The organism is Bradyrhizobium sp. CCGB12 (genome assembly GCF_024199845.1).
In the GTDB taxonomy this organism is placed as follows: Bacteria; Pseudomonadota; Alphaproteobacteria; order Rhizobiales; family Xanthobacteraceae; genus Bradyrhizobium.
Window position 1 is genome coordinate 2,118,504 of sequence record NZ_JANADO010000001.1, and the last position, 25,357, is coordinate 2,143,860.

A 25,357-nucleotide genomic window follows, 5' to 3' on the forward strand; every position below is an offset into this window, starting at 1 on the left:
CTAGCGCTGGTGGTAATGGGTCCTGGCCTTCGCCAGGACGACGTCAGAGGCTACGGCACGAACCCCTCAAAAATCATCTGATCGGCATACTGCCCGACCCGCGTCCGCTGCTCCGGTGTGCGCACGGTCCAGCCGAGCAGGGCACAGCCAAACACATTGCGGGCGATCCAGGGGGCGGGGGCCGGCAGATGGTCGACCTTGAAGGCCACGAAATGCGGCTGGGTCTGCAAGCCGTGGCGCAGGTAGAGCATGCTGTCGCGCTGCGCCTGGGTCAGCTTCGCCCAGTAGTCGTCCTCATAGGTCCGCTGGGCGACGATGCCGCGCGGACGGGAGGGCAGCAATTCGCGCAATGCCAGCACCTGGTCGGGATCGAAGGACATGCCGACGGCGGGGCCGTCGTAGGACGCCAGCACCTCGGCCATCCGCCTCACCAGCTTGCGGTCGCCGCCAAAATGGCTCTTCACCTCGATCACCAACGGCACCCGGCCGGCGACAAGGGCGCAGAGGTCGCTGAGCGACATCATCCGCTCGGGCGTGTCCTTGAACTTGACGGCCTTCAGCTCGGCCGCGGTCTTGTCGATCACCTCGCCGGTGGCTTCGGTGAGGCGGCCGAGCGCATGGTCGTGATGCACCATGGCCTCGCCGTCGGACGAGAGCTGGATATCGACCTCGATCGAGAAATTGCCGGCAACGGCGGCCTGCACCGCCCCCGGCATGTTTTCCACGATGCCGCGCGCAATGTCATGCAGGCCGCGATGGGCGACCGGCCGGGCTGTCAGCCAATCCGGAGCGCGCATTCGCGTCAGGCGACCTCGAACACGCCATCGACCTCGACCGCCGCATCCGCGGGCAGCGAGGCGACGCCGACGGTAGTCCGGGCGTGGCGGCCCTTGTCCCCGAAGGCGGCAACCATCAGGTCGGAGGCGCCATTCAGCACCTTGGGCCCATCCAGGAAGTCCGGCGCCGAGTTGATGAAGCCGCCGAGGCGGACCACGCGCACGACCTTGTCGAGATCGCCGAGCGCCGCCTTGACCTGGGCCAGCAGGTTCACCGCGCAGCCGCGGGCGGCCGCAGCGCCGTCTTCGATCGAGACGCCGGCGCCCAGCTTGCCCTTGGCGATCAGCTTGCCGGCGGGGTCGAAGCAGACCTGGCCGGAGACGAACAGCAAATTGCCGGTGCGTACGAACGGCACGTAATTGGCCACCGGAGTGGGGGCCTCATGCAGCTTGATGCCCTGTTCCGCCAGTTTCTGCTCGACCGTGCCCGCCATGTTCAACCTCATTGTCCCGAAATTCATCCGCCCGGGCGATTTCGGTTCTGCCCCGGGCCGCCTGTTTCGCGCATTGCGCAGCCACATGCAAGGAAGCCGGCGCGGGCGCCCACGGGCGAGGGCAGGCCTGGAGGTTCAAGGGGAGGGGGCAACTTTACGTGAAACGGCCTCAGTTGCGACGCAATGGAACGGTCATTAAAATGTCGAATCTGCGCTCCCCTAGGGATGACACATGGTGCACCTTTTCCGGACTTCGCTCGGTGTGATGGCGCTCGCCGCGGCCAGTTTCGGCCTTGGCGGCGGGGCTCAGGCCGCCAACGGTCCGTTCCTCGCGCATCAGGCGCTCTATGACCTCAGCCTCGTGAAATCGCGCTCCAAGTCGGTCAACAGCGCCCGCGGCCGCATCCTCTACAATTTCGCGGGGAGCGCCTGCGAGGGCTATACCTCCGATTTCCGTCAGGTCTCTGAGCTCGACAGCGGCGAGGGCAAAGTCACGCTGAGCGACCTCCGCTCCAATTCCTGGGAGGACGCCGCCGGCAAGAGCTACCGCTTCAAGATCGAAACGCGCATGAACGAGGCGGATGCCGGCCGCGTCGACGGCTCAGCCGAGCGCGACGGCGACCACATCAACGTCAAGCTGAAGCTGCCAGCGCCGAAGAGCTTTACGCTCGACGGCAAGATCGTGTTCCCGACTGAGCAGATTCAGCGCATCATCGCGGCAGCCAAGGAAGGCAAGTCGCTGCTCGAGCTCTCCGTCTATGACGGCTCCGACGACGGCCAGAAGGTCTACAACACGCTGACCGTGATCGGCCAGCCGATCCCCGTCGACCGTGCCACCTCGTCCGATCCATCGACCGCGGACGAGCACATGAAGTCGCTCAAGCGCTGGCCCGTGACCGTCAGCTATTTCGACCGCGACGTGCAGCAGAAGGAAGGCGAGCAGACACCGGTCTATGCGATGTCGTTCGAGCTCTACGAGAACGGCGTCTCCCGCCAGCTGATGCTCGACTACAACGATTTCGTGATCTCCGGCGCGATGGGCAAGTTCGACGTGAAGGACAGCAAGCCCTGTAATTGAGGGGTTGCGGCCTTCTCCGTTCTCTCCATCGTCATTGCGAGCGGAGCGAAGCAATCCAGAGTCCGTCCGCGGAAAGATTCTGGATTGCTTCGTCGCTTCGCTCCTCGCAATGACGGGGCTGGCTCTCCGCTTGCTCTCCAGCTACGCTCTCTCAAGCTATAAACTCCGGGAGGCAACCCATGCCGAAGCTCGACCATCTCCGCCCCAGCGGACTGCATCACAATCCCGCTTATTCCCACGTCGTCACGGCTACCGGCGCGCGGACGATCTACATTTCCGGCCAGGTCTCGACCGACGAGGAGGGACGGATCGTCGGCGAGGGCGATATTGCCGCGCAGACGACGCAGGTGATGCAGAATCTCGGCCATGCGCTGAAAGCGGCGGGCGCGAGCTATTCCAACATCGTCAAGATCACGACCTTCGTGGTGAACTACAAGCCGGAGCTGCGCCCGATCATCGGCAAGGCCCGCTCCGCCTTCTTCGAAGGCATGGAGCCGCCCGCTAGCACACTCGTCGGCGTCTCCGCGCTCGCCGCGCCGGAATGGCTGATCGAGATCGAGGCGGTGGCCGTCGCGGATTGAGTGCGCAGAAATGACTTCGCAGAATTCCATCCGGATCGCGGCCGCGCTGATGAGCCGGAGCGATGGGCGCGTCCTGCTGGTGAGGAAGAGGGCCACTGAAAGCTTCATGCAGCCAGGGGGAAAGATCGAGGCCGGCGAGCATCCGCAGGCTGCGTTGAGGCGGGAATTGCTTGAGGAGCTCGGGATCGAAGTCGATCCGGAAGAAATGACCTATGTCGGTCGATACACTGCGCCCGCGGCGCACGAGCCCGGTCGGTTGGTCGATGCGGAAATCTTTCGTGTCGCCATCGCGCACTCGGTCAATGCCGGCGCGGAGATCGAGGAGATTCTCTGGCTGGACCCCAGCGCTCCTGGATCCGTGAAGCTCGCGCCCCTCACACGCGATAAGCTGCTTCCGCTGTGTTCGCGTCCGGCCGGAACGTCACCGGATTAATCCTGACTAGTCTCTGACATGGCCAAGAGAACGACCATCGCTTCGTCAGCCCTGTCAGCGGGCACGAAGAGATGGTCGTGGTGGAACGCCGAAACCGCGTTCACGCTGATGCCGGCTTCGGCCAAACGCGTCGTGACTGCCGCCAGAAAGCCCACCGCATCGAGCGCGGAGTGGACCGTCAGAGTGATCAGGCGCGAGGGAAAGGCGTGGCGCAGTCCCGCACGTTCGGCCTCCTCGTGCAGGACCACCAGTGTCGTTCCTTCGCGTTCGCGGAATGTCAGCACCGGGCTGATGATGGCTGGAATGCTGGCGCTCGGCGCAAGCGTGCAAAACACGAAGGTGCCGTCCAGCACCTCCGGCTTCATGTTCCTCAACAGCGCGTCGAGATCGCGTTCGCTCGTCACCGCGCCGTCCCCTGGGCGGGCAGGATCGTTTGAGCTCTCACCAAACAATGGGCGCCCGAGGCCGTTGGGGTGTCGGCCAGCATACCTTTGTATATCTCCTCTAATCCTTCTCATAAGCTGATCTTACGCTGGTACAATTGAGCGACGGCGGGAGATTCTTACAATTTGAGTCCACTCGGGTCACTGCGAGGAAGCTCAAATGAACGTCGTCATTCGAAAGCTCAACGGCTTGTGGCACCTCGTCGTCGGATCTTGCCAGATCCGAACGCCGTTCCTGGAAACCCAGGATCGGCAGTTGGTCGTTCAATATGCCAGGCGCGTCTATCCGGGGGCGCGTATCTTCGAACGCGAGTGAGTTGAGCGGGACTCGATCACTCGTGCGCCTTCGGTCCCTCATAGGCAATGCCGCGGATCACCGCAGCGCTGCCGAACTTTTTGCGCAAACTGTCCACGGCGCGCTCGGCATGAGCGGCGCGGCGGTCAAGCATGTCGGTATCGTCAGAGACCGAGCCGTCGCGCAGCGCACTGACGCCGGCGCCCATCAGGCGGAAGGCGGTGCCATCGATCTCTTTCGCCAGCATCTCGCGGCAGATCGAGAAGATCTTTGCGGCGAGCTGCGTCGGGGCGGCGATCGACTGCGAGCGCGTGCGCTGGCGGAAATCAGCGGTCTTCAGCTTCAGCGTGACGGTCGAGCCGGCGAGCTCACCGCTCTTGAGGCGGGACGACGTCTTCTCGCAAAGCCGCCACAAGATCTTCTCCAGCGTCGCGAAATCGCGGATGTCGGTCTCGAAGGTGGTTTCGCTGGAAATGGTCTTGGCGCCGCGATCAGGCTCGACGCGGCGGTCATCGATGCCGCGCGCGAGCCGCCAGAGCCGGCGGCCGTCGCTCGGAAATTGCCGCATCATCTCGATCTCGTCGGCTTTCTGAAGGTCGGCGATGATGCGGAAGCCGCGCTGGACCAGCCGCTCCTGTGTCGCCGGCCCGACACCAAAAATGAAGCCGACCGGCCTCGAAGCGAGCATTGTCAGCGCTTCGTCCTGGTCGAGCGCGGCGAAGCCGCGCGGCTTGTCGAGGTCGGAGGCGATCTTGGCCAGGAACTTGTTGCAGGACAGGCCGACCGAGACGGTGATGCCGATGTCGCGCTCGACATTGCGGGCAAAGCGCGCCAGCACCTTTGCGGGGATCATGCCGTGAACCCGCTCGGTGCCGGAGAGGTCGAGGAAGGCCTCGTCGATCGAGAGCGGCTCGACCAGCGGCGTCAGCGCCTGCATGGCCTGGCGCACCTCGCGGCCGACCCGAACATACTTTGCCATGTCGGGCGGTATCACCGTCGCATGCGGGCAGGCTTCCAACGCCCTATACATCGGCATGGCCGAGCGCACGCCATAGGTGCGGGCGATGTAGCAGGCGGCCGACACCACGCCGCGCTTGCCCCCGCCGATGATGACCGGCTTGTCGGCGATATCAGGATTGTCGCGCTTCTCGACCGTCGCATAGAAGGCGTCGCAGTCGATATGGGCGATGGTCAGGTTCGACAGGGCGCGGTGGCGGACCAGGCGCGGGGAGCCGCAGGCGGAACAGCGCCGCACGCCCATATCCAGATCGGCCAGACAATCCCGGCAGAAGCAGCGGGGCCCGGCCGGGTCGGGGGTGGTCACGGCACGTCGCGCTCCCAGGAGGGATCGCCAAGCGCGTCGCCGAGGACCTGCCGCGCTGCGGCAACATTGGTCGGATGCAGTTCCGCGGCCTTCGCGAAGGCCTTCACGGTGTCGTCATCGCGCAGCACGAAATCGAGCACGCTGAGGAGGAAATTCGGGTCAGAGGCGGCATTGCGCAGGGTCTCCGGACCGACCCCTGTCTCGGCCAGGAACAGACCCAGCCGCTCGGGATCGCCGGCAACGAAAGACAGCGCCTGAATCGCAACGATTTCAGCGACTTCGCGAGGGTTGTGAACAGGCTTTTTCACGGAGCCGGTTTGCCTTTCCGTTAACTTTCAGTGTCTACTTTGGAATCATCATGCCCGAGTCTTCGCCTTGAGTCTTGCGACCCCCGACAAGCAACTGGAAACCACACGCAGAAAGTCGGCCCTCGGGTTTAACGAAACTCAAGCGAATCTGAGGCTAGTTTGAATCCAGTTTTCGAAGCGCCGGGGAGCGGCGCCTGAGGCGTCACATGTATCGGTCCTTCGGACCAATCAGGAGGGCGGGATGGCTAAGACCGTCCTGATCGTGGAAGACAACGAGCTCAACATGAAGCTCTTCCGCGACCTGTTGGAGGCGCACGGCTATCAGACCTCGGGCACCAGCAACGGCTACGAGGCGCTCGACCTCGTTCGCAAGATGCGGCCCGACCTCGTGCTGATGGATATCCAGCTGCCGCAGGTCTCGGGGCTGGAGGTGACGCGCTGGATCAAGGACGATCCGGAGCTGCGTGCCATTCCCGTCGTCGCGGTCACGGCGTTCGCGATGAAGGGCGACGAAGAGCGCATCCGCGAGGGCGGCTGCGAAGCCTATTTGTCCAAGCCGATCTCGGTCGGCAAATTCATTGAGACGGTCCGGCGTTTTATCGGATAGGAAGTGAGTTCAAAGTGTCCGCGCGTATCCTGGTTGTCGATGACGTTCCTGCCAACGTCAAACTCCTCGAAGCCCGCCTGTCCGCCGAATATTTCGACGTGATGACCGCCGCGAATGGCGCCGAGGCGCTGGCGATCAGCCGGCGCGCCGAATGCGACATCATCCTGCTTGACGTGATGATGCCTGATATGGACGGCTTCGAAGTTTGCCGTCGCCTGAAGACCGATCCTGCGACGCATCACATTCCCGTCGTGATGGTCACCGCGCTCGACAGTCCGTCCGACCGCAACCGCGGGCTGGAAGCCGGCGCCGACGATTTCCTGACCAAACCCGTCTCCGACGTCGTCCTGATCGCGCGCGTGCGCTCGCTGACGCGGCTGAAGATGATGACCGACGAGCTGCGCATGCGCGCCATCACCTCGCTCGAGATCGGCATGCAGGCGCCCGAGCGCAGCGCCGTGGCCGACACCGGCAAGGGCGGCCGCATCCTGCTGGTCGACGACCGCGAATCCTCCTATGAGCGGCTGGCGACGATCCTCGCCGCCGAGCACACCATCGACGTCGAACCGAACCCGACGGAGGCGCTGTTCCACGCCGCCGAGGGCAATTACGACCTCCTGATCGTGTCGCTCGACCTCAACAATTTCGACGGCCTGCGGCTCTGCAGCCAGGCGCGCTCGCTGGAGCGCACGCGCCACGTGCCGATCCTAGCGATCGCAGACCCCGAGAACTCGACGCGGCTGCTCCGCGGCCTCGAGATCGGCGTTAACGACTATCTGTTGCGTCCCGTCGACAAGACCGAGCTCCTGGCGCGGGCCCGCACGCAGATCCGCCGCCGCCGCTACACCGATCACCTGCGCGACAACGTGCAGAACTCGATCGAGATGGCGATCACGGATGCGCTCACCGGTCTGCACAATCGCCGCTACATGGAGAGTCATCTGGCGACGCTCGCCGAGCAGGCGGCGACCCGCGGCAAGCCGCTCGCGCTGATGATCCTGGACATCGACTACTTCAAGTCGATCAACGACAATTACGGCCACGATGCCGGCGACGACGTGCTGCGCGAGTTCGCGGTGCGCGTGCGCAAGTCGATCCGCGGTATTGATCTCGCCTGCCGCTATGGCGGCGAGGAGTTCGTCATCGTGATGCCGGAGACCGATCTCCATGTCGCCGGCATGGTTGCCGAACGCCTGCGTCGCTCGATTGCGGGCGAGCCCTTCGCAATCCACAAAGGCACCAAGCGCATCGAGGTCACGATCTCGATCGGGCTGACCACGCTGGAGCAGAAGGGCGAAGCGGTTGCCGACGTCCTCAAGCGCGCCGACACCGCGCTGTATCGTGCCAAGCACGACGGCCGCAATCGCGTTGTGTCGCAGGCGGCGTGAGGCCGGGCGAAAACAAAAAGCTCGAAAACAACCCCATGCACAGTAGCCGGTGATAGAGGAATCAACGGCTTACGCGAGGCGCAGAGCGGCTGACGCTGACAGCGGCTCTGTTTGACACGTCGGGCAAAACAGGTGCATGCTGTTAGCATCCCAAACAGGCCTACAAACTCCGTGTCGTCCCGGCGAAGGCCGGACCCATAGCCCCAGGAAGGGGTTATGATGCGAACTGACAACTCCGAGTTTTCGCCAAACATCCGACTGTGAGTATGGGTCCCGGCCTCCGCCGGGACGACACTGATTAGTGCCGCGGCCGCTTGACCTCCACCGGCTTCGCTGCCTCACCCTCCACATCCACCCCCGCATTCCGCAGCAGCACCTTTGCCGCTTCCTTCGCGGCGCGCGCCATCGCGGGATCGTCGCGCACGAGGTCCTGCGCGATCGAGCCGTCGACCAGGAGCACGAGTTGGGTTGCTAGCGCCTCCGCATCCGCAACGCCGAGCTCGTTCAGCCGGTCGCGAAACCAGAGACGGCGGCTTTCCTTGAAGGCGATTGCGATCTTCTTCACGGCGCGGTCGGCAGGACCGAGCTCGGCGACCGCATTCACGAACGGGCAGCCGCGAAAGTCTTTTGCGGCGAAGCGGCGCTCCAGCGAATCGAAGGTCGCAAGAATCTGCTCGGCCGGCGGCTTGTCGGAGGGGCGCGGTTTGACGAAGCGCCGTTCCAGATACGCCGCGATCAGCGCGTCCTTGGAGGGGAAGTGGTTGTAGAGCGTGCGCTTGGAGATGCCGATCTCGGCCGCGATGGTGTCGACGCCGATGGCGCGAATGCCTTGCAGATAGAACAGCTTGTCGGCGGTCTCGAGGATCCGCTCCTTCATCGTCTGTGGGGTGGGCGGGGGAGCCATGCGGTAGAGTACGTCCTGTTCGCTTGACAGCGTGCACCTTTCATACCCTAAGTACACAGGTCTGTGTAACCAAAATCATCGAGAATTGCAGACGCCGGTGCGCTCGCCGCGCCGACGAGGGAGAAAAACATGCCCCTGTTGCAGGTGCTGCGTCCGACCTTGCCCATCCTGATCGGCGCCTCGATCATGCTGACGCTGAGCATGGGGCTGCGGCAGTCGCTCGGCATCTTCCTGCAACCGCTGACGCATGACATCCACATCTCGGTGTCGGATTTCACGCTGGCGCTGGCCGTGCAAAACCTCGCCTGGGGCTTCTTGCAGCCGCTCGCCGGCGCGATGACGGTGCGCTACGGCTTCCGTCCCATCATGATCGTCGGCTCGCTGATGTACATCGCAGGGCTCGTGCTGATGGCGACCGCGAACGGGCTCGTCAGCATCATGATCGGCGGCGGCATTCTGATCGGCACGTCTCTGGCCTGCACCGCGGCGGCGATCGCGATGTCGGTGGCGGCGAGGGCGGTGCCCGAGACGGTGCGATCCACCGTGCTCGGCATCGTCTCCGGCGCCGGCTCGCTCGGCGCGCTGCTGTCGGCGCCGATCGGGCAGATGCTCAACGAGGGTTTTGGCTGGCGCATCGGGCTTGCTGGTTTCGTCATCATGTCGGTGCTGATGATCCCCGCCGCCTGGTGTGCCGGGCGCGTCGATCAGGTCCCGCTGCCGAAGCCGGCCGCAGACGACATCGGCGATGCCACGGCTGCGACCGCGGCGAAGGCGGCGTTCGGCAATGCCTCCTTCGTGGTGATGACCTGCGCCTATCTCGTCTGCGGCATGCAGCTGGTGTTCCTCACCACGCATCTGCCGTCATATCTCTTGATCTGCGGCCTCGATCCGATGCTCAGCGCGCAGACGCTCGGCATGATCGGCGGCTTCAACGTGCTCGGCTCGCTGTTCTTCGGCTGGGCCGGCCAGCGCTGGAACAAGCTGGCGCTGCTGGGCGGCATCTACATCCTCCGCTCGCTCGCGCTCGCCTGGTACTTCATGCTGCCGGCGACGCCGTTCTCGACACTGCTGTTTGGCGCGATCATGGGCTTCCTGTGGATGGGCGTCGGCCCGCTGGTCGCGGGCGCCGTCGCCGAGATGTTCGGCCTGCGCTGGCAGGCGATGATCCAGGGCCTCGCCTTCATGAGCCATCAGATCGGCAGCTTCCTCGGCGCCTACGGAGGAGGGGTGCTCTACGACGCGCTCGGCTCCTACACCATGGCCTGGCGCATCGGCGTGGCGCTGGGGCTGGCCGGCGGCATCATCCAGGTCGCGTTCGCGCTGATCCGGCCGTCGCAGCCGCCGGTGTTGAAGGCGGCCTAGTCACGCGCGCTTTCGCGCCGCCCGATCAGATGGCCCGAATTTGTGTCGATTGAGACAGGTTCTAGGCGCTGCCGAGGTCCAGCGACTTGCCTGAAGCAGCCAACCCTTGTCCGTTTCTGCTACACGCACTCGGCTCGTATCACAAGCTGGCGACGACGCCGTTCTCAACGCCCGGGGTTGGGCATGATCAGGGGTCTCCTCTGGGCGCAGCCGCCAGGCCAATGTGGGGATAGCGCAGGCGGGGCGTGTCGGTCGCGCTAAACGAAATCGGAGTGTTGTTGGATCGAACCTACACAATAGAGTCCAAGGCTACTTGGCTGCAGCCGCTGCGGTTTGGCCCGGTGGCAGAATGCGGAACATGGAGGTCGAAACCTTTTCTCCGGTTTTGAATGGACCGGGAATCTTGTTGCTGACCGGTTTCAAACTTTGGAGGAAAGCCGCGATCGCCTTGGCATCATCCGCCGTGAGTGTTGCAAAAGCGTGCCAAGGCATGATCGGCGCCAGGATGCGGTGATCCGGTCGTTCGCCTGCCTGTATCGCCTTCACGATCTGCTCTGTGCTCCAACTACCAATTCCGGTCTCCTTGTCGGGTGTGATGTTTGAGCCGACATAGACACCCTGACCCGGAATCTCGAATCCTACATCCGAACCGCCGAGAAAGCGTGACATGTCGGGATTTCCGAGAAAGTATCCCGGCGTGTGGCAGTCGTTGCAGCCGCCGAGCGTTACGAGATATTTGCCGCGCGTGATCTGTGAATCGTCAGCCACGGCCGCGTACGCTGGAAGAGCGATGACTGACGCGGTCGCGAATGCGAGACGAACCAATATCCGCAACATGATTTGTCTCCCTGGCTTCGACTGGTTGGTCACCCGGCTGCGTACCGCCGGGGTCGGCAAACGATTGATTCCCGTGTCGTGCAGAGCGGCAATAATCCAGCCGGAGAAAGCGAAGCGCATCGGCTGTGCTTCTTACGGCTTGCGGCCAATCACCGCGCCGTTGGCGGCGGGTGCGTCGAACCACACCGTCTGGATGTGCCGGAATCCGGCTTCCTCGAGCCACTCTGAATATTCGGCCGGCGTGTAGTTTCGTCCTTCCGTCTCGATCAGCATGTTGAGGCTCATCAGCGCAGCCGGCGCCGGCCCGGTCTTTTCGTCATTGACGAGGAGCTCGCTGATGACGACTAGGCCGCCGCTCGGCAAAGCTTCGAAGGACCGGCGCAGAAGGGCGCGGTTCTTCGCCTCGTCCCAATCGTGCAGGATCATCGACAGAAGATGCATGTCGTGATCGTTCGGAAGCTGCTCGAAGAAGCTGCCGCCTGCGGTCTCGATCCGGTCGGTCAAGCCTGCCTCCGCGATCTTTCCCGCGGCGATCGCGGCCACATGCGGCAAGTCAAACACGGTCGCATGCAGGGTCCCGTACTGTTTGCAAAGCTCGATGTCGTATGCGCCCGATCCGCCACCGACGTCCAGGAGGCGGCGAACATGCCGGAAATCCACCGCTTCGCCGAGGTTGCGTGCGGTCATCGTGGAGAGCGAATGCATCGCCTCCCAGAAGACTGCCAGCATCGTCGGATCCTCACCATCGAACATCGAGGATTGCGCGGCCGGGTCCCACGTGGTTGGCCGGTTCGTGCGCAGCGCCTCCGTAAGCTTTCCCCAGCCCGCGTAGAGCCGCATGTCGGCCATTTGCACGAAGCCACCGAAGTAATACGGTTTCCCACGCACGAGATAGGCCTCGCTTAACGGTGTATTGCGATAACATCCGTCCGTTTTCTCCAGAAGCCCGAGTGCAGCGCAGCCGGTCAACAGGATCTCAGCCGGTCGTGGATGCAGATCGAGCCTTTCAGCCAGCTCTGCAACCGTGATGCCGGCGCCGCTTGTAAGGCGGCTGAAGAGATCCAGCTCGTGCGCAGCGGCCAGCGTCTTGAAGGCCCAGAAACCGGTCGAAAGCGCCATCAGCGGGACGGCGGAAGGAAGCTCCGGCGCGGCGGGAATCGGCGGGACGTTTGCACGAGTGGGCGGAGGAGCTGTCCGCGAGAGCTGACTGACCATAATCACATCCCTTTCAGAGCGAGCCGCAGCCGATCGTAGGAAATTGTAAATCTGGTAGAAGTGCCAATTCATGGATTCTTGGCCAGTCCAATTCTGGTTTGCAGCCTTCTTCTGCGTCAGGCGGCGAGCAGCTCGGGCATCCCTAGGTTTCGGCGGAGGGTGGCATCAGCTGCTTCAATGGTATCCGTACTGCTCGCTTGGGGATCCCGAATTCGCTGCCAAAGCGGCCGGGTGGAACATTAATCTTTGTGCAATGTTGCCACTCCAATCCGAGGCGAAAACGGGTGCGGGACCGTGGCTTTTCACGTTAGTCTTGTTGGTCGAAATGACCTGAGCGGCGAGATATATCGTCAGATCCGACAGGCAATTTTGGACGGGCGCCTTCGACCCGGAGAGCGGCTTACTGCCACGCGGGAACTGGCTGGCGCGCTGACCGTCGCGCGATCGACGGTCGCCATTGCTTATGAAGCCTTGATTGCGGAAGGATTTGCAACGTCGCGTACGGGTGCTGGGACGTTCGTCAGCCATCAGCTCGAGGCAAAAGGTCCTGCATCGAAGACAAGGCGCTCAACATCCCGTGCGATTCGGGTGCGCGACGTTTGGCAGACGATACCGTTACCGCCACATTTTCTCTGCGCGGCGCGTTACGACTTCAGAACGGGGATTCCGGACGCCTCGCTGTTTCCCCATCGAAGCTGGCGGCGGGTCGTCGCCCACGCGCTGCGGTCGCGCGAGACGGCGGTGGGTCTTTATGGGGATCCCGCGGGCAGTCGGGACCTGCGCGCGGCGATCGCTCGTCACGTCGGCGTCTCGCGATGCATCTCCGGATCGCCCGACGACATCATCGTGACGAATGGCACTCAACAGGCACTCGACATCATCGCCCGAGTGCTTCTCGAGCCGGGCGATGTCGTTGCCGTGGAGAAACCGGGCTACCTACCTCCCAAGCAATTGTTCAAGGCGCTAGGGGCGCGTGTGGTCGGTGTGCCGGTCGATAGCGAGGGTCTGGTCGTGGAGGCGCTGCCGGCCGAAGCAAGGGTGGTCTACGTGACGCCCTCGCATCAGTTTCCGCTCGGCATGGCTATGAGCCTTCCGCGTCGACGCGCCCTGCTTGGCTGGGCCGAGCAGTGCAACGCCGTTGTCATTGAGGACGACTATGACAGCGAGTTTCGCTTTGGCGGACGTCCGCTCGAGCCGCTTCAGACGCTCGATACGACTGGACGCGTTGTGTACGTCGGCACGTTTTCAAAGACGTTGCTGCCATCTCTTCGGCTGGCATTTATGGTGGTGCCGCCATCGCTCCGAGAGGCGATGTACAAGGCGAAATTTGTCACCGATTGGCATACGGCGACGATAGCACAGAACGCGCTGGCGCGGTTCATCGACGAGGGGGCGTTTGCGCGCCACGTTCGCAAAGTAAGTCGCATCTATAGCGAACGGCGTGAGTTGCTGACTGCGGAAATCAGGTGCAACTTCGGCGATTACCTGCACCTCATTCCATCGAGTACTGGGCTGCATATCGCCGCCTATGCACGGACGGCGTCGCTCGGTGAAATCGATGCGGCGGCATCGCGAGCGTTTGACCTCGGTGTTTCCATTCAATCCTTCCCGCTGGACGGAAAGCCTCAGGCTGGCATCATGCTGGGATACGGAGCGATCGAGACGTCGCGGATCGCCGAAGGACTGCGGCGGTTGCGAACTTGCTTTGACGAACGCGTGTCTCGACGTTCGAAGGCGGCATAACCGATAGCGCTGGGACGCACCAAGGCCGACGCCTAATCGAGCGCCGCGACGTTCTCGGACAGGTTGGTGTTGCTGGCGACATCTACGTCCTTCGCTCGCTCGCGTTCGCCTGGTACTTCATGCTGCCGGCCACATCTGAAGCGTTCATTCATATCCCGATTGGGCCCGCGATCGCCCGACAATCCTGCGATCTTCAAATCTCCTTCCACCAGCGCCAAGTTGTCGCCATGGCCAGGAGGCCAAGCGTGCCGGTTACGGCGGTGGCACTGTGAGATCCGATGCGGTCGGCGAGCCATCCCAGCCAAAGGAAGCCGATTGGACCGATGCCGATGCAGACGGTCAGGACGCCGAGTATGCGCGAGCGCATTTCAGCCGGCGAAGCAAGATAAACCAGCGTCGCCTGCATCGTGCCAAAACCGGCGCCACCGACGCCTGTCAGGAGCAATGCCGCACCGGCCAGCACCGGGATTTGTGCCAGCGCGAAAATCACGACCGTGAGCATGTAGCAGAGGACACCGCCAACAAAGGCCCGACCGTACCATTTCGGGGTGAGCCACAGCGCCAGCACGAGCGCCCCCACGAAAGCGCCGATCCCGTCCATGGTCGCCAATAGGCCGACGCCTTCCGGGCCCAGATGCAGGCGGTCGCGCCCGATGACCGGGATCATGCTGGTGAACGGCCAGGCAAAGACATTGTAGATCACGGTCACGATCAGCACGCCGCGGATTCGTTTGTCGCTGCGCGCAAGAGCGAGACCCTCGGCTATGCGCGCCAGCACCGGCCCCGGCTCTGCGGCGTGAGCAGCACGCGCGTGGATCGTCAGAACGGCCCACAGCGCTGCGCAGTACATCAGCGAGCTCAGGATCAGGACGCCCTGGAGACCCGCTCCGGCGAGCAGGATTCCACCGATGACGGGGCCGACCATGCGGCTTGCATTGCTGGCTCCGACGTCGAGCGACATTGCCAGGCTCATTTTCTCGCGGCCAACGACCTCGCCCATCATCACGCGTCGCACCGGGTTATCGGTGCACCAGCCACAGCCGTTGATGAAGCTGGCCAACGCGAGATGCCAGATCTCAAGCTGTCCGGTCGCGTCCAAAATTGCGAGGACTGCCGAGGTGCCGGCCATCAGCAGCACGACGACAAAGAGCATTCGGCCGCGATCCAAACGTTCCGCGAGCGCGCCGAGAAACACTCCGAACAGGCCCATCGGAAGCAGACGGAGCATGGTCATCATCGCGACGAGAAACGCCGACTCGGTGCGCTGGTAGACGACAATGCCGACCGCGACAGTTTCCACCCAGCGTACGGTGGCAATGATCAGGCCGACCCACCACAAACGCCAGAAGTCCGGTGCATCGATGATCCGCCGGAACGGCGATTTGCTCACGGGATCTCTTTCCTTCGGGGGCTCTCCTGGCCCCTTGTGCGTCCACTATGGGAAGCTCGCCGCACTAGACAAGCATTTTTCAACAAGCGACGAACTTTTTGGAACGAGATTTTGGTGGGGATCTTCGGTCGTAGTGAGTTGACCGAAGCATGCTGGCAGCGATCGCGGTGCCGCAGCTTCATGTCTCTGATAACGGCGATAGCGAAAGGGCCGCAATCCCGAGGAGAAGTTCCGCTTCGTCCCGTAGCGGACCAGGTGGGCCAATGGCAGCTTGTGGCCGGACTCCATCGTCCCGCCAATGGCAGCCGGCGTTCAGGACGCTGCGACCTTCAGCTTAGCCGGGGCGGGCAGCGGAAGGCGCAGCCCGCGGGCCAGCGAATGATCGCCGTGCCGATGACGTTGTGAGCCGATCAGTTCAAGCGTCGCGTGACGGTAGACGGCCGTCCGGCGTATACTTGTCGACGGCGGTTGGCAGTTCTCGCGAAAGTCGAGCGAGAAGCTCTTCCTGCGAAAGTCCGGTCTTCTGCTCTAGAATCGCCAGAACATCCTGACCAATCGCTTGCTTGAGCTGAGGCGGTGCAATTTCCTTGTTGGGGCCGGGGCCGACCCATGATTCGGCGGCCTCTCCTTGACCATTCTTCGTGAATTGTTCGAGCAATTCATTGAGTCCGCCCCCAAGCAGGCCTCCGACTCCTGCACCGCCCAGCATACTGTTCAAGCCACTCAGCATATCACCCTGCGGTCGTGGCTGATCGCCACTTTGGGGCTTGGAAAACGATCCCGCAGCCTTGTTGAACATTTCTGCGAGTTTGTCCCGATTTTGATAACCGGCAAGGGCAAGCATCCCGAGGAGGGCAGTCATCGATGGCATTCCACGGCTCATTTTATCCTCCCTCAAATGATGTGTTTCGCACTCTCTTAGGCCCAAGTAGGCCCAAGGCCTCGTCAAACCCCGAGGGCGCTGGAAATTTCGGTCAAGGTCGCTTTCTCAGCGTCGCTCACCTGAACGCCGCCGAAACCGAGCAGGCCGCCCTCGCTGGCCGCTTCAGCAGTCGTTTGGCCGATCTGGCGCAGCCAGTTCCTGAAAGCTGGAGCATCGCCTGGCGCCTTCGCTTCCAAGACCGCGGAAATCTGGCGCAGAGCTTCGATCGACTTGGTCTTGACGTCTGCAACTTGGCTATTGGCGAATTTCGCCTTGAGGCCATCACGTGCAGCACTTCGAGCCTCGCTGGTTGAAAAGTCGGTCGCGAGGGCCTTCACCAGGGGATTGGCACCGGGATCGGAAATGGCTTTCGCGAGTGCGTTGCCGCCGGCAAATGATTCTTTCAGGAGACCCCAGAGGCCACTCGGATCAGCCGCGGTGACAGCCATGCCAGCCATCATCGGGCTCTCAAGCAGTAGCACCCACTCTTCCTTTGTGAAGCTCGACTTGTCTGCCACGATTACCCTCCTTTGGGAGTATGAAGCTCGCTGGTTAGAGACGGTATTGTCCCAACGTGCATTGCGTAATGCCGCCTTACTTCGGAAGGCACTCCACATTATAGGCAATGATGATGTGCGTTGGATCTGCTTTCCCTATGCTCTTCAAGTCCTCCAGACCACTTCTCAGCCTGGTTCCCGCCTCGCTCAAGCTAGCTTCGAGCGTTGCGTTGGCCTTCCTGCACCGTTCTTCATTTGAGAACTCCTGAAACACGACGGTCGGGAGAAGCCTCCATTCTGCGCGGTCGCTCGTAGCGGCGGGACTAACCGAGTAGGAGAAGACATACATCAGGACCCACATCCGTTTGCTCCGCTGTGGTGGCAGCCTGCACCTCTAGCGCGCCCCCTTGATCAAGCCGGTCGCGCCTCCAACGAGTTGATCTAGATCAAGCTCAGACGCTGTCGAACCTGTCGGGGGCGACGGCGGCGGCTCAACTGCGTTTGGGCGATTGCCGCTCGAGCCGAAGCCGTTGCGCTCTCATCCTCTTGATCTCTGCGTCGAGCGCCTCGATTTTCTCGTCGCGTAGTTGGCCTTTGGATTTGGGCGTCTCCTTGCGGATCTTTTCCAGCGCCTTCTCAGGCGACAGCTTGCTTGCGTCAGACATGAGGTGATCCCAGCGTTTGCGATGGAGTGACGAGCCTGCCGGGCAGCAGCGCGGTGTCGTTGATCTAGCTCAAATTCCTGGGGCGGCCCATTTCCCTTTGGGACAATAGCGCGAGCAGGGCATCCGGAACGAAAGTCAATCTGTAGTTTCGCAAGCGACGACGACCTCTCGCGAGCGATCAGGGGCACTCCAAAGCAGTACAGGCTACCCATGGGTATGCTGCAGTCGCAGCGATTGAAGCGCTGCTTGGATTATCGCAAGCGCGTCTTTTCAAGAGACGGTGGTACTGATCGAGCGGCTGGGAGGGGCCGGCTCCGCGCAGCACCGCGGCTTCCGACAAATCTACTAGTCGGATAGCCGCGCTCAGCGTTCAGTGCTGTTGCCGCTGTCAGATCGTTCGGCCCCCGTCGAGAATCTGGCTCGCTTCTTGAGAGGTACCTGTCTCAATTCCGGACCGAACTGAGATGGCGAAGTGGCATTTTCAGACCGGCTGGCCGGACAACCTGACCTGCGTTAGCATGCGCCAGGAGGGTATGCGATGTCCGGCCTCGTCGACCGAATTTACGAATGCGCCTTTGTGCCTGAGCTTTGGCCGGAGATTCTGGCGGAGTTGGTGCAGATCGACGGCGCACTGTCCGGCTGGTTATGTATCTCGAACGGAAGCGTCATCCGATGGTCGGCTTCGAGCCAGGAGGCCAGACATGATTTGCGGCCATTGATGGAGAGCGGATGGATTCCGCGATCGGAACGCTTCAACCGCCTGCTGCGCGCGAAACAGACCGGCTTCATACCGGATAGCATTCTCTATACGCCCGAAGAGATGCGCGATGATCCGGCCTACAGGGACATGTTATACCCACGCGGTATGGGGTGGGCCTCAGCGACCGCGATAGCGCTGCCGACAGGCGATGACATGGTGATCGCGTTGGAGCGAGCATACGATCAAGGATCGGCACCGCCCGCTGTGCTTAAAACCCTCAACGAGCTGCACGCTCATTTGGCCAGGGCCTCGTTAGTTGCGGCCCGCATGCAGTTGGAACGCGCCCGGGCCGCGACCCAGGCACTCGCTCTGCTTGGCATTCCCGCGCTCGTATTCTCAGACAACGGGAAAATCCTTGCTGCGAATCCGTTGATCGAAGCATTGAGTGGCTTCATCTCGTGGCGGGCGAAAGACCGCATTGCGCTGACAGACGTGCGCGCGGACGCGCTGTTGCGCGATGCCATCGCGACGGTGGATCAAGATGAAGCCCCCAGTGTGCGGTCGTTTCCGGTCCGCAATGTCAGCTCCACGATGATTGCGCACGTCGTGCCCATTCGCGGTTCGGCGCGCGACACCTTTTCCCGATGCGCCGCGATGTTGATGTTGACGCCCGTGACCAGGCCGGAGGCTCCGTCGGTCGACCTCATACGATCCCTTTTTGATTTGACGCCCACCGAGGCTCGCATCGCCCGAGGCTTGGCCGCCGGCCAGACGGTCAAGGCCATCGCGACGGAAAGTGGCACATCCACGAATACCGTCCGGTGGCACGTCAAAGTCGTGCTGAGCAAAATTGGCTATAGCCGGCAGTCCGACGTCGTGGCGTTGCTGAATGGACTTCGGCCGCCCGGCTGCGCCAACGATCCCTGACATCATATAGGCCCCCTGACATGGGCCGCCTTGGAGCGGGGCAACCGGTCGGCTCAAGAGCGCTGTGGAGAGCCCTCGAGGCGCCAGTGCCCGCCGCACTCTCGTAGGCAGTCGAACCAAAAATATTTGGCAAGCCCCCCAAATGGATGGGGTCCCGCACGGTGACGCGCGTCCAGATTGCGGCCGGAGACATCGGCCGAGGCCGGAGGCGCCACAATGAGCTCAATCCACGTAACCACCGAACCAGGATCGGCAACCGCAAAGCGTCAGGCCTACAGTCCTGTCGAAGCATATTGGGATGTATTTCAGGAGTGGCGCAAACACGAGAAGTTACGAACCCAGTTGTGCCGCCTGACCGAAAGGGAGCTGACGGATATCGGTATCACGCGCGGTGAGATCGACGACGTTGCCTCGAAGCGAGGTCTTGCAGGACCGCATCACTCGAAGGAGTGGCACAGGGGCGCTCTCGTCTTTCTGATGCTCTGCAATGCGTGCATCCTCGTATTCGCGAGCGAAGCCAGAGCTCAATGCACGGCGAGAGATGTCTTGCAGGCTCGCCTGACGCTCAAGGATGATCCCGGCGTTCGTAAGCCGCCGATTGTCATTGGATCCGCCGTCGACGTTCCGGTGTGGAAGAAGATTGCGGTAGGGACGTTTTCAGACTCGTTCGCTCTTCGTAACGCGTTGAATGCGCTGGGGTGTGGTGTCGGAGACTCCGCTGGTGAAGTCATGGCTCGACCAGCCTTTACCCTCAGTGCCACGAAGACAGAGTTGGAGCTTGTTACGGTTTCGGCGGCCGAACTCGGCTTTCAGACCGAGACGGTGTCGCTTGGGCAAATTCATGTCCGTGCTCAACAGCTGGGCTTTGGACTCGCGCCAGCCGAAATTGCTCCGCAATTGAGGCTTCAATATCTGGATCAGCCAATTGGCGAGTTTCTCATCATCGGAATGGAGCCGATCAAGACATGGAAGGGCGAGCCCGTTATCTTGACCGTAGCCAATGGCGGAGCGGGACTCATTCTCATCGGCCAAGAAGGCCGCGCCGACGCGGAAATGTTTGTCGGATCCCGCTTTGTATTCCTGCGGTCGAATGAAGCAGCACCTGCGGAGGCAGCGCTCATCCAGCGCTGAGGAGGTACCATGCACTTCGCAATCAAAGCCCTGATAGCCGGCGTCATTCTCTATCCACTACATTTGGCGCCGGCTTTGGGAGCTGACGTCAAGCAGGTCAGTGTCAACGGCGCGCAGTTCGCCTATGTCGAAGCTGGACAAGGCGATCCCGCCGTTTTGGTGCACGGCGGACTTCAGGATCACCGTTTTTGGCATCAGCATCTTTCGGTGCTCGCCAAAAACTACCGGGTCATCGCCTATAGCCGGCAGAATCATTTTCCGAATGCAACGAGCAAGAACGGCCTGCCTGACGGTGCGGCAGATGTCCATGGCGAGAATTTGGCCGCCATCCTGACCGAGCTTGGCGTCAAGCGCGCACACATTGTCGCGCACTCCTCCGGTGCCCATGCCGCGCTGTTTTTCGCAGCCAACCACCCAGAGATGGTAAGATCGCTCGTCATCAACGAGCCTCCTGCCGCAGCGTTGCTCGCCGGAGCGCCCGGCGGTGCCGACGTCTTGAAGCAATGGGGTGTCAGGTTTTCTTCCGCGCGGGAAGCATTCCAAAAGGACGATATCGATGCAGGGCTGCGGCTTTTTGCAGAGGCAATTGGCGGACCCCGCACCTACGATCGGCGTTCCGAGAGCGACCGCAAGATGATGTCGGATAACGCGTTGTCGGCAGTTGCGGATGCGATAACGACCCGCCCGCGTCCGGTGTTCACCTGCGATATGGCAAAGCGCATTTCGGCCCCGACGCTTGTGACGAATGGTGAACGTAGCCCGGAGTTCTTCCATCGCATCGTGGACGAACTGGAACGATGTCTGCCTCAACGAACCCGGGTCACAATTCCCGGCTCATCTCACACGGTTCCAGGAGAAGCTCCTCACGCCTATGACGAGGCTGTGCTTGCTTTCATCGCGAGCCACTAGCAAGGTGTGGCTGCGGTTGGTGTAGAAGGACAAGCAGACGCTTGTCAGAGCTAGGACGCCGCGACGTTCACCTTTGCCGAGACCGATAGCGGAAGGCGCAGCCCCCGAGCCAACGCCGGGCGGCGCGATGCCGGCTGCCTCTTCGGCAGCTTTCCGAAATGCGCGAGGCTTTGCACCAGCGCGCGCCTGACGGCGGGCTCGATCTTCGTGCAAATGAACCAGCAGACGAGGACGAGCATGCCCAGCGCGACCCATACGGCGGAGGTGGCGTCGAGGCCTGTATCGACCAGCGCACGAATGATCGCCGTGCCGATGACGTTGTGGGTGAGATAGAGCGGGTAGGTGATCAGCCCGAGCGTTCTCAAATAGGCTGGCGCTTCAGCAGATGCGATGCCCGCAGAGCGCCTGCTTCGGTTCGCGGCACGGGCAATGAGGAGCACCGCGGCGGCCCAGACCATGATCGGCACAAGGGCTGATTGATCCGCAATGGCGGATATCGACGTCAGGAAGAACGAGGCAAAGAAATAGATTTCGGCGACCCCCGAAAGAAAGGTGACGGCAATTGCGACCTGTTCGAGCGTTGTCAATTCTCTGTTGGCGGAAATGAACAGCCAGATCCCCAGCGCAAAGAAGCAGCCATGCGTCAGCAGAAACGCTGCGCACGGCACCCGAAACATCAGGATAACGAGATAGGGCAGGTCGGATGGCGTCGTGCATGACAGCACCAGCAGCGCGACGGCATTGAAGATTGCGCTGTAGATGGTGAGGCCCCAGGCCAGGTGGCGCAGGGTGATCCTCTTCGTCAGCATCGCGCAGAACACGAGCCCATAGAACGCCGTTTCGGCGGCCAGCGTCCAATAGACCTCGTCAAGCCATTGACCCGTGACGCCCTTGGGGACCATCAGCATGGCGTGAATGTAGGGCAGGATGATTTCGGATGCCGGTCCACTTCCGAAGAGAAGCAGAACGAGGAAGGTCGCGGTGGCGCAAACCCAGACCGCCGGATAAAGCCTGAGTGCGCGACTCAGAAGAAATTCGCCCGGCGAGGAGTTGATCGCCGAATTCGCGATGACGAAACCGGAGATGACAAAGAATATTTCGACGCCGACCCAGCCGAACCATGTGAAGGGCGCGGCGGACGGGTAGATCACATCGGCGGCGACGTAGCGCTCGAAACCCGGGACGCCGATCGAAACCCAGGCCCAGGACCAGAACATCTGGTGAAAAATGGCTACTCCGAGAGCGGCGGCGAAGCGCAGCGGATCCAGCAAGGGCAAATGGCTTTTCACGGCAATGAACCAAATTCATGCAACGATCCCGCTGGAGATATTGAATCCGTCCATGGCGCTCTGCGATGTGGGTCACACTCGCGTCAGGGGGCGCGGCTGATTCAGCTCTCAGGCCCCGGACGCAATGCAGCGTCACTCCGGCGATGCGAAGCATCGTCTGGTGCGATGGTGCGCTGCAGAGCCGAGGCCCATGCGTCCAAGCCGGACAGTAGGTCCGGCTCTGCGCAGCGGCGTTTCCGTACGATGCTGCGCGCCGCCTGGCGCAGCAGCGCGTCAGAGACGCGAGAGGTGCTAGTACTCTCATCCACACTCCGTCATTGGGAACGCAGCGAAGCAATCCAGAGTACCTCTGCGGAACGACTCTGGATTGCTTCGTCGCGAGAGCTCCTCGCAATGACGGCGGGGAGAAAGAGTGGCGCGTCGGTGTTGCGCGCTGTTGCGCTCCGGGCCACGGGGCCAAAATAAAACGGGGCCCGAAAGGGCCCCGCAAAACTCTTCGACGCTTAAGCCGATCTTACTTGATCTTGGCTTCGCGGAATTCGACGTGCTTGCGCGCGACCGGGTCGTACTTCTTCTTGACCAGCTTGTCGGTCATGGTGCGCGAATTCTTCTTGGCGACGTAGTAGAAGCCGGTGTCGGCCGAGGACACGAGCTTGACCTTGATGGTGACCGCTTTGGCCATGTTCTGAACCTCAGAAAATTGGGGAATCTGGAGCCGGCCAAACGGCCCGCGTTGGCCGGCAACGTAGCCAGAAACCGCCTGATGTCAAGGTTTTAGGGCGGCGAAACCACTCAAATCGGGCCCATTAGTCCTCGAAGAAGCGGTTTTTAGGCCGCGGCAGGCCCAGATTCTCCCTCAAAGTGGGCCCTTCATACTCTTTGCGGAAAATCCCGCGCTTTTGGAGCTCCGGGACCACCTTGTCGACGAAATCGTCGAGGCCGGCGGGCAGGAACGGGAACATGATGTTGAAGCCGTCCGAGCCGCGCCCGACCAGCCATTCCTCCATCTGGTCAGCGATGGTCTTGGGCGTGCCGACGAAGGCGAGCCCGCCATAGCCGCCGACGCGCTGGGCGAGCTGGCGCACGGTGAGCTTTTCGCGGGCGGCGAGATCGACCATGCGCTGGCGGCCGCTCTTGCTGGCATTGGTCTCGGGGATGTCCGGGAGGGGGCCGTCAGGATCGAAGCCGGAGGCGTCGGTGCCGAGGATGACGGAGAGCGAGGCGATGGCGCTGTCGTAGTGCACGCGGCTGTCGAGCAGGGCGCGCTTCTCCCTGGCTTCATCGACGCTATCGCCGACCACGACGAAGGCGCCGGGGAGGATCTTGAGGTGTTCAGGATCGCGGCCGACCTTCTCCATCCGGCCCTTGATGTCGGCATAGAGCTTTTGTCCGTCGACGAGGCTGCCGCCGCCGGTGAACACGGCTTCCGCCGTTTCCGCCGCAAGCTGCCGGCCGTCTTCCGAGGCGCCGGCCTGCACGATCACCGGCCAGCCCTGCACCGGGCGGGCGATGTTGAGGGGACCGCGCACCCTCAGATATTTGCCGTTGTGGTCGAGCGTGTGCATTTTCGAGGGATCGAAGAACAGGCCGCTCTCGACGTCGCGCACGAAGGCGTCGTCGGCGAAGGAATCCCACAAGCCGGTGACGACGTCGTAGAACTCGCGGGCGCGCTTGTAGCGCTCGGCATGCTCCATGTGGTCGTCGAGGCCGAAATTCAGCGCCGCGTCCGGGTTCGAGGTGGTGACGATGTTCCAGCCCGCACGGCCGCCACTGAGATGGTCGAGCGAGGCAAAGCGGCGCGCGACGTGATAGGGCTCATCGAACGTGGTCGAGCCAGTCGCGATCAGGCCGATGCGCTCGGTGACCGCCGAGAGCGCCGACAGCAGCGTGAACGGCTCGAACGAGGTCACGGTGTGGCTGCGCTTGAGCGCATTGATCGGCATGTTGAGGACGGCGAGGTGATCGGCCATGAAGAAGGCGTCGAACTTGCCGGCCTCGAGCTTTTGGATCAGCTGCTTGATGTGACCGAAATTGAAATTGGCGTCGGGCCAGGCCCCGGGATAGCGCCAGGCGCCGGTGTGGATGCTGATCGGGCGCATGAACGCGCCAAGCTTGAGTTGCCGTTGTGCCATCGCCCGGTGTCCGTTCTTGGTGACGCTCGGGAAGACATAGGCATGCTGGGGAACTCCGCCATTGGCGGAGGCGGGAAGAATTTTTTGTTTTTCGCTGTGCGCTCAGCAAATTCGCGTCATTCCGGGGCGCGCCTCTCGGCGCGAGCCCGGAATCCATCGAGCCGCAGAGACGGTGGATGCATGGATTCCGGGCTCGCGCTGCGCGCGCCCCGGAATGACCAGAGGAGAGAGTCGCCCCTGGGAATGACGACTCAGCCCAAAATATCCTTCTGCATCTTGCCGCCGTAGAAATGGAAGAACGGCACCGGCGCATCGTGGCGGAGCGGGCCGGTGGCAAGGCGCGTGTCGAGCTCGTTGAGCACGTTGCGCGTCATCGGATGCAGATCGGCGAGCGGCTTTGAGCCGAGTTCGACCCAGACCAGCTCGACCAGCTCGGCATCGGCGTGGATCACGCCATCGACGCGGTGGGTGATTGCGGAGGCATCCGCGGTGAAGAAGCGCGTGTCGAAGCGCTTGACGCGGCCGGGCGGCGTGATGGCACGGGCGATCAGGAACAGGCCGGAGGGATCGGGCAGGAGGCCGGCATCCGCGAACGGTTTCCAGGGACCGTCGAGCTTCGGCGTCTTGCCCTCCGCTGTGCGGCCGAGGCAGAGACCCGTCTCCTCACAGGCCTCGCGGATAGCGGCAACGGCGAGCGATTTTGCGCGCGAGGCCGGCGTCTTCGGGCTGCCCTTGGCGAGATTGGCCTCTAACTCCGCAGTGATGGGCGCGGCGCAGGGCACGCGATAATCGGCCTTGTCGACCCGGCCGCCGGGAAAGACGAATTTTCCGGGCATGAACACCACCTTGTCGTGGCGCTTGCCGACCAGCACTTTCGGAATGGTGCCGCTGCGATCGACCAGGATCAGGGTCGCCGCATCCCTCGGGCGAAAATAGGGATGGTGGTCGGCTTCCTTCTCCTCGTGAACTTTGGCCTTCTCCTCCGCCGGCGAAATATCCGTCATGTC

Annotated in this window: 28 protein-coding genes; 11 read left to right on the plus strand and 17 right to left on the minus strand. The window is 62.4% G+C overall.

Annotation, left to right across the window (positions count from 1 at the left end; genetic code table 11):
- Nucleotides 1-50: 50 nt before the first annotated feature.
- Nucleotides 51-797: a glycerophosphodiester phosphodiesterase gene (locus NLM27_RS10190; RefSeq protein WP_254143192.1), complete on the minus strand. Its 747-nt coding sequence runs from the start codon at nt 795-797 to the stop codon at nt 51-53.
- 5 nt (nt 798-802) lie between these two features.
- Nucleotides 803-1,270, minus strand: coding sequence for a RidA family protein (locus NLM27_RS10195; protein ID WP_018321130.1), 468 nt, complete (start codon nt 1,268-1,270; stop codon nt 803-805).
- 232 nt (nt 1,271-1,502) lie between these two features.
- Between NLM27_RS10195 and NLM27_RS10200 the strand changes: the two genes are divergently transcribed.
- The 3 genes from NLM27_RS10200 (at nt 1,503) to NLM27_RS10210 (ending at nt 3,362) form a co-directional block, all read left to right on the plus strand.
- Nucleotides 1,503-2,348 carry a cell envelope integrity EipB family protein gene (locus NLM27_RS10200; RefSeq protein ID WP_254143193.1) on the plus strand — a complete coding sequence of 282 codons (846 nt, stop codon included), beginning with the start codon at nt 1,503-1,505 and terminating at the stop codon, nt 2,346-2,348.
- A 179-nt stretch (nt 2,349-2,527) separates the two neighbouring features.
- Entirely contained in the window at nt 2,528-2,929 is a 402-nt protein-coding gene (locus NLM27_RS10205) for a RidA family protein (RefSeq protein WP_179738631.1), read from the plus strand.
- Between the two features lie 10 nt (nt 2,930-2,939).
- Nucleotides 2,940-3,362 (plus strand): NUDIX domain-containing protein, encoded by a 423-nt coding sequence (locus tag NLM27_RS10210; protein ID WP_254143194.1) that lies wholly within the window; start codon nt 2,940-2,942, stop codon nt 3,360-3,362.
- Here NLM27_RS10210 and NLM27_RS10215 read toward each other — a convergent pair.
- The gene (locus tag NLM27_RS10215) at nt 3,359-3,766 is read right to left on the minus strand and encodes an ACT domain-containing protein (RefSeq protein WP_254143195.1); all 408 of its coding nucleotides are present in this window, start codon (nt 3,764-3,766) and stop codon (nt 3,359-3,361) included. The genes NLM27_RS10210 and NLM27_RS10215 overlap by 4 nt on opposite strands.
- Before the next feature lie 199 nt (nt 3,767-3,965).
- On the opposite strand from NLM27_RS10215, the gene NLM27_RS10220 reads away from it, so the two are divergent.
- The gene (locus tag NLM27_RS10220) at nt 3,966-4,121 is read left to right on the plus strand and encodes a hypothetical protein (protein WP_254143196.1); all 156 of its coding nucleotides are present in this window, start codon (nt 3,966-3,968) and stop codon (nt 4,119-4,121) included.
- Between the two features lie 16 nt (nt 4,122-4,137).
- Here the strand turns inward: NLM27_RS10220 and NLM27_RS10225 are convergent, their stop codons facing one another.
- Entirely contained in the window at nt 4,138-5,424 is a 1,287-nt protein-coding gene (locus NLM27_RS10225; protein ID WP_254143197.1) for a DNA polymerase IV, read from the minus strand.
- Nucleotides 5,421-5,732 (minus strand): DUF3572 family protein, encoded by a 312-nt coding sequence (locus NLM27_RS10230; RefSeq protein WP_254143198.1) that lies wholly within the window; start codon nt 5,730-5,732, stop codon nt 5,421-5,423. The genes NLM27_RS10225 and NLM27_RS10230 overlap by 4 nt, the downstream gene beginning before the upstream one ends.
- A gap of 241 nt (nt 5,733-5,973) precedes the next feature.
- Here NLM27_RS10230 and NLM27_RS10235 point away from each other — a divergent pair, with 241 nt between their 5' ends.
- Both NLM27_RS10235 and NLM27_RS10240 read left to right on the plus strand, forming a co-directional pair.
- A complete protein-coding gene (locus tag NLM27_RS10235; protein ID WP_008566616.1) occupies nt 5,974-6,339 on the plus strand; it encodes a response regulator in 366 nt (121 codons plus the stop codon).
- A 14-nt stretch (nt 6,340-6,353) separates the two neighbouring features.
- Complete coding sequence (locus NLM27_RS10240) at nt 6,354-7,727, plus strand: PleD family two-component system response regulator (protein ID WP_254143199.1); 1,374 nt, start codon at nt 6,354-6,356, stop codon at nt 7,725-7,727.
- A 298-nt stretch (nt 7,728-8,025) separates the two neighbouring features.
- On the opposite strand, the gene NLM27_RS10245 is transcribed toward NLM27_RS10240, so the two are convergent.
- On the minus strand, nt 8,026-8,631 hold the full coding sequence (locus NLM27_RS10245; protein WP_254143200.1) for a TetR/AcrR family transcriptional regulator: 606 nt from the start codon (nt 8,629-8,631) through the stop codon (nt 8,026-8,028).
- 129 nt (nt 8,632-8,760) lie between these two features.
- On the opposite strand from NLM27_RS10245, the gene NLM27_RS10250 reads away from it, so the two are divergent.
- Entirely contained in the window at nt 8,761-9,993 is a 1,233-nt protein-coding gene (locus tag NLM27_RS10250; protein ID WP_254143201.1) for an MFS transporter, read from the plus strand.
- A gap of 309 nt (nt 9,994-10,302) precedes the next feature.
- Here NLM27_RS10250 and NLM27_RS10255 read toward each other — a convergent pair whose 3' ends face one another.
- Both NLM27_RS10255 and NLM27_RS10260 read right to left on the minus strand, forming a co-directional pair.
- The gene (locus NLM27_RS10255) at nt 10,303-10,830 is read right to left on the minus strand and encodes a cytochrome c (protein ID WP_254148787.1); all 528 of its coding nucleotides are present in this window, start codon (nt 10,828-10,830) and stop codon (nt 10,303-10,305) included.
- Between the two features lie 132 nt (nt 10,831-10,962).
- Entirely contained in the window at nt 10,963-12,045 is a 1,083-nt protein-coding gene (locus tag NLM27_RS10260; RefSeq protein WP_254143202.1) for an acetylserotonin O-methyltransferase, read from the minus strand.
- Nucleotides 12,046-12,339: 294 nt separating this feature from the next.
- Between NLM27_RS10260 and NLM27_RS10265 the strand changes: the two genes are divergently transcribed.
- Nucleotides 12,340-13,788: a PLP-dependent aminotransferase family protein gene (locus NLM27_RS10265; RefSeq protein ID WP_254143203.1), complete on the plus strand. Its 1,449-nt coding sequence runs from the start codon at nt 12,340-12,342 to the stop codon at nt 13,786-13,788.
- Nucleotides 13,789-13,981: 193 nt separating this feature from the next.
- Here the strand turns inward: NLM27_RS10265 and NLM27_RS10270 are convergent, their stop codons facing one another.
- From NLM27_RS10270 to NLM27_RS10290, 5 genes are all read right to left on the minus strand, one after another.
- Complete coding sequence (locus NLM27_RS10270) at nt 13,982-15,178, minus strand: MFS transporter (protein ID WP_254143204.1); 1,197 nt, start codon at nt 15,176-15,178, stop codon at nt 13,982-13,984.
- A 415-nt stretch (nt 15,179-15,593) separates the two neighbouring features.
- Complete coding sequence (locus tag NLM27_RS10275; protein WP_254143205.1) at nt 15,594-16,061, minus strand: YidB family protein; 468 nt, start codon at nt 16,059-16,061, stop codon at nt 15,594-15,596.
- A gap of 62 nt (nt 16,062-16,123) precedes the next feature.
- Nucleotides 16,124-16,618, minus strand: a complete 495-nt coding sequence (locus NLM27_RS10280; protein WP_254143206.1) for a hypothetical protein — start codon at nt 16,616-16,618, stop codon at nt 16,124-16,126.
- A 76-nt stretch (nt 16,619-16,694) separates the two neighbouring features.
- The gene (locus tag NLM27_RS10285) at nt 16,695-16,958 is read right to left on the minus strand and encodes a hypothetical protein (RefSeq protein ID WP_254143207.1); all 264 of its coding nucleotides are present in this window, start codon (nt 16,956-16,958) and stop codon (nt 16,695-16,697) included.
- A 130-nt stretch (nt 16,959-17,088) separates the two neighbouring features.
- Nucleotides 17,089-17,262 carry a hypothetical protein gene (locus NLM27_RS10290; protein WP_254143208.1) on the minus strand — a complete coding sequence of 58 codons (174 nt, stop codon included), beginning with the start codon at nt 17,260-17,262 and terminating at the stop codon, nt 17,089-17,091.
- A gap of 538 nt (nt 17,263-17,800) precedes the next feature.
- On the opposite strand from NLM27_RS10290, the gene NLM27_RS10295 reads away from it, so the two are divergent.
- The 3 genes from NLM27_RS10295 to NLM27_RS10310 all read left to right on the plus strand — a co-directional run bounded on the left by NLM27_RS10295 (nt 17,801) and on the right by NLM27_RS10310 (nt 20,929).
- Nucleotides 17,801-18,889 (plus strand): helix-turn-helix transcriptional regulator, encoded by a 1,089-nt coding sequence (locus NLM27_RS10295; protein ID WP_254143209.1) that lies wholly within the window; start codon nt 17,801-17,803, stop codon nt 18,887-18,889.
- A 216-nt stretch (nt 18,890-19,105) separates the two neighbouring features.
- Complete coding sequence (locus NLM27_RS10305; protein ID WP_309144741.1) at nt 19,106-20,020, plus strand: DUF1127 domain-containing protein; 915 nt, start codon at nt 19,106-19,108, stop codon at nt 20,018-20,020.
- Between the two features lie 9 nt (nt 20,021-20,029).
- Entirely contained in the window at nt 20,030-20,929 is a 900-nt protein-coding gene (locus NLM27_RS10310) for an alpha/beta fold hydrolase (protein WP_254143210.1), read from the plus strand.
- Nucleotides 20,930-20,979: 50 nt separating this feature from the next.
- On the opposite strand, the gene NLM27_RS10315 is transcribed toward NLM27_RS10310, so the two are convergent.
- The 4 genes from NLM27_RS10315 to NLM27_RS10330 all read right to left on the minus strand — a co-directional run bounded on the left by NLM27_RS10315 (nt 20,980) and on the right by NLM27_RS10330 (nt 25,354).
- Nucleotides 20,980-22,218, minus strand: a complete 1,239-nt coding sequence (locus tag NLM27_RS10315) for an acyltransferase (RefSeq protein WP_254143211.1) — start codon at nt 22,216-22,218, stop codon at nt 20,980-20,982.
- Between the two features lie 514 nt (nt 22,219-22,732).
- Nucleotides 22,733-22,900 (minus strand): 50S ribosomal protein L33, encoded by a 168-nt coding sequence (gene rpmG / locus NLM27_RS10320; protein ID WP_007603295.1) that lies wholly within the window; start codon nt 22,898-22,900, stop codon nt 22,733-22,735.
- A 124-nt stretch (nt 22,901-23,024) separates the two neighbouring features.
- Nucleotides 23,025-24,350 (minus strand): LLM class flavin-dependent oxidoreductase, encoded by a 1,326-nt coding sequence (locus NLM27_RS10325; RefSeq protein WP_254143212.1) that lies wholly within the window; start codon nt 24,348-24,350, stop codon nt 23,025-23,027.
- Between the two features lie 251 nt (nt 24,351-24,601).
- Nucleotides 24,602-25,354 (minus strand): NUDIX domain-containing protein, encoded by a 753-nt coding sequence (locus tag NLM27_RS10330; protein WP_254143213.1) that lies wholly within the window; start codon nt 25,352-25,354, stop codon nt 24,602-24,604.
- Nucleotides 25,355-25,357 lie beyond the last annotated feature (3 nt).

Coding starts and splice junctions, on each gene's coding strand:
- NLM27_RS10210 (WP_254143194.1), top strand. CDS start 2,940: ATGACTTCGCAGAATTCCATCCGGATCGCGGCCGCGCTGATGAGCCGG.
- NLM27_RS10325 (WP_254143212.1), bottom strand. CDS start 24,350: ATGGCACAACGGCAACTCAAGCTTGGCGCGTTCATGCGCCCGATCAGC.
- NLM27_RS10305 (WP_309144741.1), top strand. CDS start 19,106: ATGAGCTCAATCCACGTAACCACCGAACCAGGATCGGCAACCGCAAAG.
- NLM27_RS10200 (WP_254143193.1), top strand. CDS start 1,503: ATGGTGCACCTTTTCCGGACTTCGCTCGGTGTGATGGCGCTCGCCGCG.
- NLM27_RS10330 (WP_254143213.1), bottom strand. CDS start 25,354: ATGACGGATATTTCGCCGGCGGAGGAGAAGGCCAAAGTTCACGAGGAG.
- NLM27_RS10205 (WP_179738631.1), top strand. CDS start 2,528: ATGCCGAAGCTCGACCATCTCCGCCCCAGCGGACTGCATCACAATCCC.
- NLM27_RS10275 (WP_254143205.1), bottom strand. CDS start 16,061: ATGAGCCGTGGAATGCCATCGATGACTGCCCTCCTCGGGATGCTTGCC.
- NLM27_RS10290 (WP_254143208.1), bottom strand. CDS start 17,262: ATGTCTGACGCAAGCAAGCTGTCGCCTGAGAAGGCGCTGGAAAAGATC.
- NLM27_RS10245 (WP_254143200.1), bottom strand. CDS start 8,631: ATGGCTCCCCCGCCCACCCCACAGACGATGAAGGAGCGGATCCTCGAG.
- NLM27_RS10220 (WP_254143196.1), top strand. CDS start 3,966: ATGAACGTCGTCATTCGAAAGCTCAACGGCTTGTGGCACCTCGTCGTC.
- NLM27_RS10190 (WP_254143192.1), bottom strand. CDS start 797: ATGCGCGCTCCGGATTGGCTGACAGCCCGGCCGGTCGCCCATCGCGGC.
- NLM27_RS10310 (WP_254143210.1), top strand. CDS start 20,030: ATGCACTTCGCAATCAAAGCCCTGATAGCCGGCGTCATTCTCTATCCA.
- NLM27_RS10255 (WP_254148787.1), bottom strand. CDS start 10,830: ATGTTGCGGATATTGGTTCGTCTCGCATTCGCGACCGCGTCAGTCATC.
- rpmG (WP_007603295.1), bottom strand. CDS start 22,900: ATGGCCAAAGCGGTCACCATCAAGGTCAAGCTCGTGTCCTCGGCCGAC.
- NLM27_RS10295 (WP_254143209.1), top strand. CDS start 17,801: ATGTCCGGCCTCGTCGACCGAATTTACGAATGCGCCTTTGTGCCTGAG.
- NLM27_RS10285 (WP_254143207.1), bottom strand. CDS start 16,958: ATGTGGGTCCTGATGTATGTCTTCTCCTACTCGGTTAGTCCCGCCGCT.
- NLM27_RS10260 (WP_254143202.1), bottom strand. CDS start 12,045: ATGGTCAGTCAGCTCTCGCGGACAGCTCCTCCGCCCACTCGTGCAAAC.
- NLM27_RS10235 (WP_008566616.1), top strand. CDS start 5,974: ATGGCTAAGACCGTCCTGATCGTGGAAGACAACGAGCTCAACATGAAG.
- NLM27_RS10250 (WP_254143201.1), top strand. CDS start 8,761: ATGCCCCTGTTGCAGGTGCTGCGTCCGACCTTGCCCATCCTGATCGGC.
- NLM27_RS10195 (WP_018321130.1), bottom strand. CDS start 1,270: ATGGCGGGCACGGTCGAGCAGAAACTGGCGGAACAGGGCATCAAGCTG.